Below are 13,702 nucleotides of genomic sequence, written 5' to 3' on the forward strand. Positions count from 1 at the left end.
AACGCCACTTATTATGCCTTTTTTCTCGCCGGATTTCAAGATTTTATCCATATTTTTTTGTAAAATCCATGTAAAGCAGTTACTGCCCGGAGCACGGCCGGATCCCGGCAGGCCGCTCATTCCAGTTCAAACTGGCCCGTATAGAGCCGGTAATACCGTCCGCCCTGTTCCAACAGCTCCTCGTGGCTTCCGCGCTCCATGATCTTCCCGTGCTCCAGGACCATGATGGCCTTGGAATTACGCACCGTGGAAAGGCGGTGCGCGATGACGAACACCGTTCTGTCTTCCATCAGCGCGTCCATGCCCTTCTCAATCAGGTACTCCGTCCTCGTGTCGATGGAGCTGGTTGCCTCATCCAGTACCAGCACAGGCGGAGAAGCCACCGCGGCCCGGGCGATAGCCAGAAGCTGCCTCTGGCCCTGGGACAGATTCGCGCCGTCGCTTTCCAGAACCGTCTGGTACCCCTCGGGCAGACGCCGGATAAAGGAATGCGCATTGGCGATCTTCGCCGCATTGATCACGTCCTCCTCTGCAGCTTCCAGGTTTCCGTAGCGGATATTCTCCTCGATGGTCCCGGTAAATAAGTGGGTATCCTGGAGGACAAATCCCAGGGAGCGGCGCAGGTCCGCCTTCCGGATCTTTGTGATATCGATTCCGTCATAGGTGATCACGCCGCCTGAAATCTCATAAAACCGGTTGATCAGATTGATAATGGTCGTCTTCCCGGCTCCCGTGGAACCCACAAATGCGATCTTCTGCCCCGGCTTGGCAAAGAGGCTGATGTCATCAAGAATCTTTTTCTTATAATTGTAGCCGAACACCACATGCTCAAAACGAACGTCGCCCGTCAAGGGGATAAGGGTGTTGTCTCTTCCTTCTTCGTCCGGCATCTTCCAGGCCCAGAGGCCGCTCTTCCGGCTGCATTCGCAGAGGCTGCCATCCGGCTTCTCCTCCACACGGCACAGCGTCACGGTTCCCTCATCCACCTCCGGCTCCTCGTCCATCATTTCAAAGATGCGCTCCGCGCCGGACAATGCGGCCAGGATGAAATTCACCTGCTGGGTGCATTGATTGATCGGCATGGCGCTCTGCCGGACATAGACCAGGTAGGAAGCCAGGCTTCCGATGTCCATGAGTCCTGCCAGTGCGAATAAACCGCCCACGCAGGCCGACACAGCATAATTTAAATAGGAAATACTGACGACTACCGGCACCATCAGGCCGGAATACGCCATCGCATTGGTGGACGCCTGACGAAGCCGCTCATTTCTCCTGCAGAATTCTTCAAAATCCTTCTTCTCATGGTTGAAGACCTTCTCCACCTTCTGTCCTGCCACCATCTCCTCGATAAATCCGTTGATCTCGCCCAAATACTTCTGCTGTTCCATGAAATATTTCCGGCTCCGTTTCCCATTGAAGCGGATAAACAGGAACATGAGCGCCATACAGCCCAGCACGATAAGAGACAGACGGAAGCTTAAGATCACGATCATCACCATGGTGCCGACCGTCGTGATAAAGCTCTGGATCAGCAGTGTGAAGCTGTTGTTCAGTGCCTCGGCAATCGTATCCACATCGTTGGTGAAATGGCTCATCAGCTCTCCATGAGTATGGGCATCAAAATACGCCAGCGGCAGCGTCTGCGTGTGATTGAAAAGATCCTTTCGTATCTCCTTTACGATCTTCTGTGACGTTTTCACCATCAGCCGGTTATACCCCAGCGTGGCCGATGCTCCCACCGCATACAGGATCCCCATGAAGAGCAGTGCCTTCACAAGTCCCGGAATATCCTTCGGGATGATGTACTGGTTGATAATCGGCTTCAGCATATACGTACCGAATACGCTGGCAAGACTGCTGACAATCACCAGGAGTCCCACGACAAACATGGAAAATTTATGTCTTCCCATATAGGAAATGAGCCGCAGCAGCGTCCTTTTCGTGTTCCTCGGTTTCTTGTAACCGATGTATTTCGCCATTATAAGCCCACCCCTTCCTGCTGAGAATAATAGATTTCCTGGTAAATGGGATCTTTCGCCAGCAGCTCCTCGTGACTGCCTGATGCGTGTACCTTTCCGTCGTCCATGATAATGATCTGATCTGCTCCCGAGACGGAGGTGATCCGCTGGGCTATGATGATCTTCGTCATGTCAGGAAGGCTCTCCTTAAGACCGCTCCGGATTCCCGCCTCAGTAGCCGTGTCCACGGCGCTGGTAGAATCGTCGAGAATCAGGATCTTCGGCCGCTTTAAGACAGCCCTTGCGATACAGAGACGCTGCTTCTGGCCTCCCGATAAGTTCACGCCGCCCTGATCGAGATACGTATCGTAACCCTCCGGGAAACGTTCCACGAACTCGGCCGCCCCGGCGATATCACACGCCCATGCAATTTCCTCTTTCGTGGCATCCTCTTTTCCCCATCGCAGATTATCTTCAATCGTCCCGGTAAACAGGGTATTTTTCTGCAATACCACGGCTACCGCGTCCCGCAGATGCTCCAGCGGATACGCTTTCACCGGCTTTCCATCGATGAGTACTTCCCCCTCCGTGGCTTCATAAAGCCTCGGAATCAGCTGGACCAGCGTCGTCTTGGCCGAACCGGTGCCGCCGATAATCCCCACGGTCTGCCCCGGTTTGATGTCGAGACTGACATCGGACAGGACGTACTCCTTCGCATTCTTCTTATATTTAAATGACACGTGATCGAAGGTAATTCCGCCTTCTTCCACGGTAAGTGATTCTCTGCTCTCATCCTGAATCTCAATTTCCTCATCCAGGACTTCCAGAATACGTTTTCCGGAGGCCATGGACCGGGTCACCATCATGAAGACATTGGAGATCATCATCAGGGAATTGAGGACCTGAAGCACATAGCTTAAGAATCCGGTGAGTTCCCCCACCTGCATTCCTCCGATAAAAATCAGGTTGCCGCCAAACCACAGAATGGACACGATGGTCGCATACATCACGTACTGCATGGCGGGCATGTTCATACATGCCAGGCCAAAGGCCCTCTCCGATACGGTCTGCAGTTCCGAGTTGACCGCGTCGAATTTCTCCATCTCGTGGCCTTCCCTGACATAGGCCTTGACCACGCGGACCGCCGTTAAATTCTCCTGCACGATCCGGTTGACCAGGTCGATGCTCTTCTGCAGCCGGGAGTACAGAGGCCTCACATGGCTGATGATGAGAAACAGGATAATCCCCAGAAGCGGAGCCGCCACCAGGAAGATCAGCGCCAGCCTGGCATTGATGGAAAATGACAGGCAGAGAGCCGTCACCATCATCACAGGTGCACGCACAATGGGCCGGAGGCCGGTAGTTACCGCGTTCTGAATTACCGTCACATCGCTGGTAAGCCTCGTAACGAGAGACGATGTGGTGAAATGGTCTGTATTGGAAAAAGAGAAGCTCTGGATCTTCTGATATTCCGCCTTCCGAAGCTCCGCTCCCAGCCCCTGGCCGCACAGCGCCGCAAATCTGGAATACGCGGCGCCAAGCCCCAGCGCTATAAGCGCCAGTATGCACATCTCGATTCCCTTTGTAATAATATACCTTCTGTCTCCGTTTGCCACGCCGACATCGATGATATCCGCCATAACGAGCGGAATCACCAGTTCGAACATGACCTCCAGCGCCACACAGGCACAGCTGAAAAGCCCGTATTTCCGGTAATCCTTCATGTAACCGTAGAATCTTCGAAACATGTCTGCCTCCATCTCTTCACTTGCAGTTTCAACTGTTGCAATCGCAACAATTCATCATATACTATACGGCTAATTTCTGCATTTGTCTACTGAAAGTCTGCCAAAATCATGAAAAATTCATTTACCTTCGATTCATTTTCTGCTACACTATATTACAGGATTGCAATTACAGAATTACAATCACAGCATTACAAGTTATGTTATGAAAAGGAATACATCAGAGAAGGTTAAAGGAGGCACTTATGAAACAGGATATGATAGTCATTCTGGATTTGGGAAGTACAGATAATACAAGGCTGGCGCGGGAAATCCGTGCGGTCGGCGTCTACAGCGAAATTTATCCCCATGACATTACCGCGGAAGAGCTCAAAAAACTTCCCAATGTCAAGGGCGTGATCATAAACGGAGGACCTAACCATATCGTGGACGGCGTACGGATCGACGTACTGCCGGAAATCTACGAGGCGGGTTATCCAGTCATGGCCGCCGGCCACGAACCGGCAGCCTGTGAGAACAGCGTAACCGAATGGCCAGAGGACGAAGAGACAAGAGTATCACTGGTAAGAGAATTTGTATTTAACACCTGCCATGCGCAGGCCAACTGGAACATGACGAATTTCATTGCCGACCAGGTAGAACTGATCCGCAGCCAGGTAGGCGATAAGAAGGTTCTTCTTGCACTCTCCGGCGGTGTGGACAGCTCCGTTGTAGCCGCCCTTTTAATCAAGGCCATCGGCAAACAGCTCACCTGCGTCCATGTCAATCACGGCCTGATGCGCAAGGGAGAGTCTGAGTCCGTTATCGACGTATTCAAGCATCAGCTTGACGCTAATTTAGTCTACGTGGACGCTGTCGATCGTTTCCTTGGCAAGCTGGCCGGTGTTGCCGATCCGGAGCAGAAAAGAAAGATTATCGGTGCGGAATTTATCCGCGTTTTCGAGGAAGAAGCCAGAAAACTGGAGGGAATCGAATTCCTGGCACAGGGAACGATCTATCCCGATATCGTGGAGAGCGGAACCAAGACGGCGAAGATGGTCAAATCCCATCACAACGTAGGCGGTCTCCCGGAAGATTTACAGTTCCAGCTGGTAGAACCGCTGCGTCAGCTGTTCAAGGATGAGGTCCGCGCCTGCGGCGTAGAACTGGGACTTCCAGCAGAGATGGTATACCGCCAGCCGTTCCCGGGTCCTGGTCTGGGCGTGCGCTGTCTCGGAGCCATCACAAAAGAGCGTCTGGAAGCAGTCCGCGAATCCGACGCCATCCTGCGCGAAGAATTTGCCAATGCCGGACTGGACAAGACCGTATGGCAGTATTTCACCGTCGTACCTGATTTCAAATCCGTCGGCGTCCGCGACAACGCCAGATGCTTCGATTATCCGGTCATCCTCCGCGCCGTCAACACCATCGACGCCATGAGCGCATCGATTGAACAGATCGACTACGCCGTGCTGTTAAAGATTACAGACAGGATCTTAAAAGAAGTGAAGAATGTAAACCGTGTGTGCTATGATCTGAGTCCGAAGCCTACGGCTACGATTGAGTGGGAATAATACAAAAAGATACCGATTTTTTAAATGGCAGGCAATCCTTGTGATTACCTGCCATATCTGCATCATGACCTGCTTTTACCCGCAAATCATGATCCCAGACACAAATGCCGGATTACCCAAAAAATGGACCGCCGCACGAATAATCAAGTAACATTCGTGCTACGGTCCATTCTTCATGCTCTGACAGTTTTCACAGCATAAATCCCTTTGTCGTATCTTCCGCCAGGCGTCATGAGACGCCCGGTCCAATCTCTTTATTCCCTGAACTCCCAGTTGGTACTCCAGGTCCCTTCTCTCCGCTCTCCGGTGAAGCCGCCGTAGTCGAGGCTTCCGTCTCCGGGGCCTTTGTAGGGGCCGCAGTCTGGCTCTCTGTTGGCTTGGGCGCAGGAGCTTCAGACGGGGCCGTGGTCTCGGGAGACGCCGTCGTAGCTGCCGGGGTAGTAGCCGCCGGAGTGGTGGCCGCCGTTGTCTCCGGTGCCGCGGTCGTCGGCTGTATTGGCTTGCCCGCCGGTGTTGAGGTGGTCTTCGACTCGGTTCCCTCCAGATGGTAACAGAGTACCGGAGTCCCCGCCGAGATGTTCTCAAATATCTTCTGTGCTACGGAATGCGGCAGGTTGACGCAGCCGTGAGATCCGCCGTTCTTATACAGCGTGCCTCCAAAGCTGGAACGCCATGTCGCATCATGGAGACCGATCCCGCCGTTAAACGGCATCCAGTAATCCACCGGCGTCTTATAATCTTCGCCCTTTAAAACCGCGTCCTTCTGCTTATAGGTCAGCGGATAAACTCCCGCCGGAGTCGCCCAGCCCTTGGCTTCATTGCCCGACACAAAGTCAGATTCCACCACAAGACTGCCGTCCTTATAATAGAAAAGGTGCTGCGCCGTCAAGTTGATCTCCACATAGGTGCTGCCATAATCATTGGCCCCATGGCTGACCGCCTTCTGCTTGTAGACCGGTTCTCTCGTCTGACTCTCGCCTGAACGGATTATGGCTGCCAGTTCATCCGCCTCCGCGGACTGATCGATTCTCCAGCCATAGCTTCCACCCGTAATCCTAACGGTCTTTCCGTAGGAGGTATTAAGAGTTTTTGCCTTATTATAGGTATCGTATTTGGAGGCCAGACTCTTCACATACTCCGTGACCGCTCCGCTGCTGACATAAGCGTTTCCATCGTCACCGATGCCGATCCAGTCCTTGATGGTATCGCCGCTCAGCACCTCCCGGCTGTCTCCAAAGGTATATGTCACTCTGACATTCACAAATTTATTAAGCGCCTGCACGCGGGCAAGGAGCTCTGCGTCGTCACTGGGAACTCCCGGCTTCACGTAGGCATCCAGTTCCTCCAGGGACAGCTCTCTCTGTAAGCCGTTTACCGCCTCCGCGATACCGGCCATCACCTTCTCTCTATCCAGTTCGCTTCCCTCTACTGCAGGAATCACACTATATCCCTGGCCTGACACATACTCTGACATCACCGCATCCTGTGGTTTCACCACCTGCGCCTCATCAAAGCAGTTCAGCGCAGCCACCACGCCCGTAAGCTTCTCATCACTAAACTGGATCATAGTATCAATCTCAAAAGTCTGAGTCGCCTTCCGATGGCGGAACCAGTCGTTGGGCTCCTGTTCCTCCAGAAGCCTCTCAAGGCTGCCGTCAAACACCGATTCCAGGCCGATCTCATCGCCCGATATCACTTCCTCTGCGCCGCCCCGCTCCTTGATGGTCAACGTATATCCGTCGATGCCCGAAGCAATCAGCTGCTTCACTTCATCCACAGTCTTCTTCGACGCATCAATGCCGTTAATAGTCGTATTTGGGAAAAACACAGTACGATACTGCTTTCCCGTCTGTATGTACAACACGGTAACCGTGGCGGCCGCGGCCACTGCGATACCGCCGCAGACAGCTGCCCAGAACTTTACGCCCAGCCGCTTTTTCTTTCTGCTGCGTGGTTTTTCTCTTTCCATTTAATTCCTACCTCTTTACTAGCAATTAGTTAATGTGTTTATTATAACGCATGGCCATGCATGATGTCCAACCCTTTTCTGATAAGATTTTATGACATTTTTATTACGATCCTCTCTCATATAAAAACAAATTTTATTTTCAATCCCCCGCTTCCAACTTTTACTTTTTTCGCTTTTCGCTTTTTCGTCTTTTCGCTTTTTCGTCTTTTCGCTTTTCGCTTTTCGCTTTTCGCTTTTTCTAAATTCAAAGCTTCGCGCACAGAAAGGTTCTTCCCCGCCTCCAGGTGCGTCCCGGCACAGGGGGAGTTGATATCCCAGTGTGCCGCCATCTGGATACCAGTGCCTCCCGACGTAAATACGCCAGCATATAGCACCCGCTCTACACGCCAGGTGCACGCCTGCGAAGCTAGTCGTAGCGCCCACTACGCCGTCGCTTCGCAGACGCACACCTGACGCGGATATCAGATGCTATATACCGACATATTTACGCCGGGAGGCACTAGTCATAAAAATGAACGTGACTGGCGAACACACGCATTATGTGTCCGTCAGTCACGTTCATTTTTATGGCGAGTAGGAAGCAAGGCGGACACGGGATATCAACTCCCCCTGTGCCGGGACGCACCCGGAGGCGGGGAAGAACCTTTCTGTGCGCGAAGCCACCCTTACTCCTCTTCGGGTTTGATTTTCCCCTTCCTGACCGCCTCCACGAACAGCGGCGCCAGCTGCGGATCAAACTGCCTACCGGCCTGTTTCAAGATCTCCTCCATGGCAAATTCCAGGGAGCAGCGGTCCTTGTAGGACCTTTTTGATATCATAGCGTCAAAGGAATCTGCAATGCAGAGAATTCTTGCGGAGAGCGGTATATCTTCTCCCGCGATTCCCCTTGGGTAGCCCTTGCCGTCATACCGCTCATGGTGGCCGATAACGGCCGGTATTACATAGTCCAGAGACGGCAGGTTCCGGATGATGCCGATGGCCGCTTCCACATGGCCCTTCATGGTCTCATACTCCTCCGGCTCCAGCCTTCCGGGCTTGTTTAAAATATGTTCCGGGATCCCGATCTTTCCGATATCATGGAGAAGCCCGGCCTCCCTCACCAGCTCGATGAAGTCTTCACTCATGCCGTACTCTTCCGCCAGAATCCCCGCGTACTCCGCCACATGCCTGGAATGGCTGAAGGTATAGTGGTCCTTGGCGTCGATGGCCGCAGTCAGCGCATAGATGGTGGACTGGTACGAGGTATAGACATCCTCTCTCACCAGCGGTTCACCGCCCTTTGCATTTCCGTCTATATGGGATCCGATGTCATAGACCATGACGCCGTTTTTCCCCTTCCGCTTCACGGAAAATACAGCCATGTCTGCGTTCTCCACCAGCTGCTTGATATTGCTGGCTGAATATGGGATGGTACAGATCCCGCAGCTCACGGTCAGCACCTTTAAGGCGTAATCCGTGGCCCTCTTGTTCATATTTAAAATCTGCATCCGTATGGATTCCGCGATATTCCTGGCCGCCAGCACATCGAAATCAGGCAGCGCCGCCGCGAATTCCTTTCCGCTGTAGCGGGCCACATAACCGCGCTCTCCCACCGTGGCGCTGATAATCTTCGCCGCATTCTGAAGGGCAGCGTCCCCCTCCTTCATGCCGTAGAGCTGGTTATACAGCTTAAAATCATCGATGTTGATGATGATCAGGGCCAGCTCCTTGTTCGGCTTCTTCTCATACTGCTGATTCAAAAGCTCATAGAAATACTTCCGGTTTAAAAGTCCGGTCAGCTCATCCGTCCGGGCCTCCATGCAGGCCTTCTCATACAGCCTGGAATTGCGGACCGCGATAGACGCGATGGAACTGACTGATTCCAGGAAATTCAAATCATCGTAGCCGTAGGATTTCCCCTTCTTTTTCGAAGCCAGAAGCACGATTCCAGCCAGGCTTTCCTCGTCCTGCAGCGGAAGCATGCACTGGATTCCCAGTTCCCGGATCAGCTGCTTCTCCTCCTCCCACATGGACTTAAAAAGGACGGTCCTGCGGAATTCCGATATCTGGATACACCGCCTGTTCTGGCGCATCCACTCCACCATCGGGTTGTCCCCCCGTATGGTAATGTTTACGCCGCTGATGGGACGGGACCGGTGCGCCGTCTCATAATTCTCTCCCGCCTGGTCGGCCAGACAGATATAGATAGTCTCTACCGCCAGCGTCTCCTGGATAACCGTCGAGATCTCCTCCACGATATCAGCCACCTCAAGGCTCTTAGACACTGCTGTACTGAATTTCTTTAAATTCTCCGTCTGGACCAGTTCCCCCTTAGTAAACAGAATATCGATAAATGTCTTCACCACCGAAGACAGTAAGAACGTAACCAGCGCGAAGCTCACCGCCACGATCAGAAGGCTGCTTCCCGCAAATACCGGCATATTCCTCTGAATAAACTCCTGGATCGGATTGATGTAATTGGCAAACAGCAGTGCCACCAGCAACGTGCTGATTCCGTAGACCACTCCCCTGGAAACCAGGAGTGTCAGCCGGAATAAATGCTTTTTATATAATGCATAGAACATGAATCCCGCGTTAATGATGCCTGAAAGGACATCTGTCGGGAATCCGCGGAACACCGGCACCAGAGTTCCGGCATGGCCGATAAACAGAATGACGATTCCTGCAAAGATCGGCTTCAGCTGATTTCGTTCCACCGTGTTCTTCCTGTACGACTTATGCACCAGGTAAAACATATGGATGATCGGAAACGACATGGTGATAAACAGGATAATAATCGGCCAGCCGATATGGTACACGAATCCGGCTGATCCGTTAGCCAGCCTTATCACTTCCGGGCATGGAATATAGAAGCCCCATTTGATGTTGGCTACATTATTGATCACTGCCAGTATGAGCCACGACCACCACAGGATGGTGTCATCCGAATCCACCAGCGCATAGATAAAGTTAAAAAACGTAAAGGGCAGAATAATCAGGCCCACTATGGAAAAATGGAACCAGAATTCCACTTCCGGCCACAGCTCCATACGCATGGCGAGGGAACCGCCTGTCCACAGTAAAAACGCGGCCAGCACTACCAGGAATGAGTGGATGATTTTCGTCTTCTGCGCGGCCATGAACGCCACAAATAAGATCATGTAGCAAAACAGAGCCGTCACAGAGATAAATGAGTAGTTATACACTTCTCTCAGGCCTCCTTCCAAAAGCGGAAACCAGTTCCTGACTCTTTAAAAGCTCTCCGATCTCATACTGGGTGGGGTTGATCCGCCGCATCTTCTCCTTGCCCCCGCGGTAATACGTGTCAAACGTACCGCACCGCAGGATCGTGATCTCCAGAGGGTCGATTCCGAGTATCTTCTTCAAGTCCTTATAGTCCTCGTCGACGTATTTGAAATAGACCCCCATGTGCTCCTTTAATATGTTGACGGTTACGGCAGATGAAAACAGGCACTCCGGCTCCATCTCCACATACATGTGCAGAAATGGCCGCTTATTCTCCGTAATCTCCTTAGCCGCCGCCCAGTCCTTCACCTTCAGTCCTGACAATCCGATGACCCGGCCGATGGAATTCTCCGTAATTCTTGTAAATCCGGCAATATCGATCACCGTTGGAATCCGGTCTATGTATTCGAATCTGGGGAATCGAACCTGATCCCGCTCATTTTCCAGGGCGATGCATCGATAGACATCCCCCACACGGTAACGCATGAAGACGCCGCCCTTCAGCACCGAGATCACAAGTTCGTACTTCTCGCCCTCCTCCACCTCATTCATGAGGCAGGTGCGCGGTTCATAGGAGGGATCCGCCAGACTCCGCTCCATCTCCTTTTCCGGGATGAACTCATAAAAGCAGGCATCCGGGAAGAAGTACATGCCATCCCGGCTCCAGATCTCCGTTCCGATACACGTCGGCTCCGTTCCGGCAAATATCTCCATGGGGCGCACGCCCCACAGCTTCTCCAAATCGTCACGGTAGAGGCGGTTGTCCGTTCCGGCGCACATAAAGCCCTTCAGACGGAACAAATCCTTTGGAAGTAAGTCTCTCCCCTCTTTTCTGCATAGATGCTTTGCCTTAAGCAGCCGGACCACCATAGCCGGACTGATGGAAATCTTCTTTTTGCCGTCTCCGCTTGCCGAACCACTTCCGCTTTTATGTCCGGAACCGAGAGACGCGATGCTGAGACTGACGTAATACGTGACGCTTCCAACGCCAAAAAAGAAGTCAATCCCTTTCTTTAAGCCCATTTTAAAGCCCTTTTTATTCCGTTCACTGAATGACATCTTCTGGGCTTCCTTGACCGGTGGAAGAAATTCGATGCTGATCGCATCGTTGAGAAGCAGAGGGAAGATTCCCGTCGCATAGGGAAGTGGTGCAAGCGCGTAGAGAATGGTATCCTTCGGATTGACATCGAAGTCTCCCCGCCCGCTGCTGGTGGACAGCATCAGACAGCCAAGCATGTTATTCTGGTACGTCTCCAGCATGCTCCGGGTATAGGGAGCCAGCTTGATCGTATGCCTTCCGCCCTCCCACGTCGTCTGAATCCAGACCACAGGATCATCCGGAAGTATGGATTTGTCCTTTAAGGACAGACTGTCCGCATAGTCTTCATAAGAGGTTAATGGCACCATTTTCCGGAACTCTTCGATCGTCTCCGGATTCCTGCCCTTCAAAATCGTCTTACCGATCCCGCTGGCCCTCCATTTACGAATCTGTTCCAGCATAAGCCGGTTCTGAATCGCCATAAACTCATCTATGGTTAAATCCAGAAAACCGCAGTATTCCTTCCAGAGCTCCCAATCCTTACGCTCCTTCAGTTTTTCTTCAAATTTCATCCCCGTCCTCCTCCATTGTCCGGAAGTACCCGACACATTTGCGGACACTCTTTCCGGTGGGTATCAGAAATGGCGTTTCCCTCTGATACGCCTCATAGCCTGAAAGCGTCCTTTTAAATGTAACCCGGTCCTGAAACCAGACATACAAAACATTGAGCCCACTGTAACAGATACACACAGCCATCATCAGTCTCTGCCCGGTTAAAAGGGCGAGAAAGAGATACAGAAAGAAAAACCACACCACCCCCGGGTGTCTGCAGAGGGAATAAACGCCCTCTGTGTACACTGGCGGATTTTCTTCCAGCCTGGTATACGTTTTCTCAAACGGCAATGCAAAAAACAGTGTGTAGATCAGCAGTGCTGCCTGGCTCACGGCCAGCGCACCAAAAATCACAATTCTCCAGACCGGCGCTCCGTACGCCCGGATCAGTGTGACGAAACAGGCGGCCGTAGACGCCAGCAGAATCACGTTCCCGATCAGGAAAAAGGTGTGCAGAATGCGGTTTTTCCAGGTAAAGCTGTTCAGATCATAGAGTAAAAACATACCAAAAGCAATCACGCCTGCTGCAAGATAACTCATTCTCCCTGCCTTTCTTTTTTATGACGTCTGATAATTCCGATTCCCAGCGGATACGGCCCCGTGTGAACGGCAATCGTCGCACCAATCTGGTTGATCCAGGCATCTTCCATCTCATACCCCCCGGTTCTGAGCGCTGCAAGCACCTGTTCCTTAAATAAAACCGCCTCTTCACGGTCATAGCCAAAGCCTATGGTAAACCGGTAGCTGCTCATGGGCCGCCCGTTTTCCTTCAAATAATCGAGCAGAAGAGCGATCACCTTATCGATCGATTTTCTCCTGCTCCTCGATATTCCGCTTGGAAATATCTCTCCCTGCTTCAGGGTAATGATGGGCCTGATCCCCAGCACAGAAGCCGCGGCTCCGGCCACTTTCCCGATTCTTCCGCCGTGCTGCAGATAATCCATGCTTCCGATCGTAAAGAAAATCCGGCCGCTCTCCTTGATCTCGTCGAGTGCCGCCACGGCCTCCGAAAGGGTCATCCCTTCCTCTCTCATCGAGACGGCCTCCAGCACAAAAAGCCCCTGAAGTACGGTGTTCACGGTTGCGTCTATCACTTCAATCTGCGCATCCTCATACTGGCTCAGCACCATCTCCTTCGCATTCAGCGCGGACTGCATGGAACCGCTGAATTTCGTCGTGATGCAGATACACAGAACAGGAATGTGCGCCTGCGCAAACGGCTGAAATACGTCGACATAATCCTGGATCGACGGCATGGAAGATTTGGGATATACACCGGGCTGCTCCACCATCTCCCGGTAAAATTCGCGGATGCCGATTTCCGTGCCCTCTTTTTTATAGGTTTCTCCGTCAAAAGAAACATAGAACGGCACCACCGTGATCTCCTTCGCTGCAGTCAGCTCACCGGGTAAATCACAGGAGCTGTCACTGATCACTGCAAACCTGCTGTTTTCCATGTCTGATTCTCCTCTCCTCCGTATACAGCTGTCACGCATCTCACAAAAAGACTGAAAATATTTACGCGACACTTCCATTATACTAAACCTATCACAACCTGTCCATTGTAATTTGCTCGATATCTGACAAAATTCTAGTCACTT

Annotated in this window: 8 protein-coding genes; 1 reads left to right on the plus strand and 7 read right to left on the minus strand. The window is 52.2% G+C overall.

Going from position 1 to position 13,702, the window contains the following annotated elements:
• Nucleotides 1–116: 116 nt before the first annotated feature.
• Nucleotides 117–1,979: an ABC transporter ATP-binding protein gene (locus H8S80_RS13990; protein WP_117632045.1), complete on the minus strand. Its 1,863-nt coding sequence runs from the start codon at nucleotides 1,977–1,979 to the stop codon at nucleotides 117–119.
• Complete coding sequence (locus H8S80_RS13995; protein ID WP_117632043.1) at nucleotides 1,979–3,706, minus strand: ABC transporter ATP-binding protein; 1,728 nt, start codon at nucleotides 3,704–3,706, stop codon at nucleotides 1,979–1,981. The genes H8S80_RS13990 and H8S80_RS13995 overlap by 1 nt, the downstream gene beginning before the upstream one ends.
• 242 nt (nucleotides 3,707–3,948) lie before the next feature.
• On the opposite strand from H8S80_RS13995, the gene guaA reads away from it, so the two are divergent.
• Nucleotides 3,949–5,256, plus strand: coding sequence for a glutamine-hydrolyzing GMP synthase (guaA, locus tag H8S80_RS14000; protein WP_002602618.1), 1,308 nt, complete (start codon nucleotides 3,949–3,951; stop codon nucleotides 5,254–5,256).
• Between the two features lie 229 nt (nucleotides 5,257–5,485).
• On the opposite strand, the gene H8S80_RS14005 is transcribed toward guaA, so the two are convergent.
• The 5 genes from H8S80_RS14005 to H8S80_RS14025 all read right to left on the minus strand — a co-directional run bounded on the left by H8S80_RS14005 (nucleotide 5,486) and on the right by H8S80_RS14025 (nucleotide 13,558).
• On the minus strand, nucleotides 5,486–7,225 hold the full coding sequence (locus H8S80_RS14005; protein WP_117632041.1) for a L,D-transpeptidase family protein: 1,740 nt from the start codon (nucleotides 7,223–7,225) through the stop codon (nucleotides 5,486–5,488).
• A 665-nt stretch (nucleotides 7,226–7,890) separates the two neighbouring features.
• Nucleotides 7,891–10,410, minus strand: coding sequence for an HD domain-containing phosphohydrolase (locus H8S80_RS14010; RefSeq protein ID WP_117632037.1), 2,520 nt, complete (start codon nucleotides 10,408–10,410; stop codon nucleotides 7,891–7,893).
• A complete protein-coding gene (locus H8S80_RS14015) occupies nucleotides 10,403–12,061 on the minus strand; it encodes a GH3 family acyl-acid amido synthetase (RefSeq protein ID WP_117632035.1) in 1,659 nt (552 codons plus the stop codon). Before H8S80_RS14015 ends, H8S80_RS14010 begins: the two co-directional genes overlap by 8 nt.
• On the minus strand, nucleotides 12,051–12,641 hold the full coding sequence (locus tag H8S80_RS14020) for a hypothetical protein (RefSeq protein WP_117632033.1): 591 nt from the start codon (nucleotides 12,639–12,641) through the stop codon (nucleotides 12,051–12,053). Before H8S80_RS14020 ends, H8S80_RS14015 begins: the two co-directional genes overlap by 11 nt.
• Entirely contained in the window at nucleotides 12,638–13,558 is a 921-nt protein-coding gene (locus tag H8S80_RS14025; protein WP_117632031.1) for a DegV family protein, read from the minus strand. Before H8S80_RS14025 ends, H8S80_RS14020 begins: the two co-directional genes overlap by 4 nt.
• Nucleotides 13,559–13,702: the final 144 nt, after the last annotated feature.

Source organism: Hungatella sp. L36 (genome assembly GCF_014288035.1).

Excerpts from the sequence above, each read along its gene's own strand:
- H8S80_RS14005 (WP_117632041.1), bottom strand. The coding sequence starts at position 7,225 with ATGGAAAGAGAAAAACCACGCAGCAGAAAGAAAAAGCGGCTGGGCGTA.
- H8S80_RS14020 (WP_117632033.1), bottom strand. The coding sequence starts at position 12,641 with ATGAGTTATCTTGCAGCAGGCGTGATTGCTTTTGGTATGTTTTTACTC.
- H8S80_RS14025 (WP_117632031.1), bottom strand. The coding sequence starts at position 13,558 with ATGGAAAACAGCAGGTTTGCAGTGATCAGTGACAGCTCCTGTGATTTA.
- H8S80_RS13995 (WP_117632043.1), bottom strand. The coding sequence starts at position 3,706 with ATGTTTCGAAGATTCTACGGTTACATGAAGGATTACCGGAAATACGGG.
- H8S80_RS14015 (WP_117632035.1), bottom strand. The coding sequence starts at position 12,061 with ATGAAATTTGAAGAAAAACTGAAGGAGCGTAAGGATTGGGAGCTCTGG.
- guaA (WP_002602618.1), top strand. The coding sequence starts at position 3,949 with ATGAAACAGGATATGATAGTCATTCTGGATTTGGGAAGTACAGATAAT.
- H8S80_RS13990 (WP_117632045.1), bottom strand. The coding sequence starts at position 1,979 with ATGGCGAAATACATCGGTTACAAGAAACCGAGGAACACGAAAAGGACG.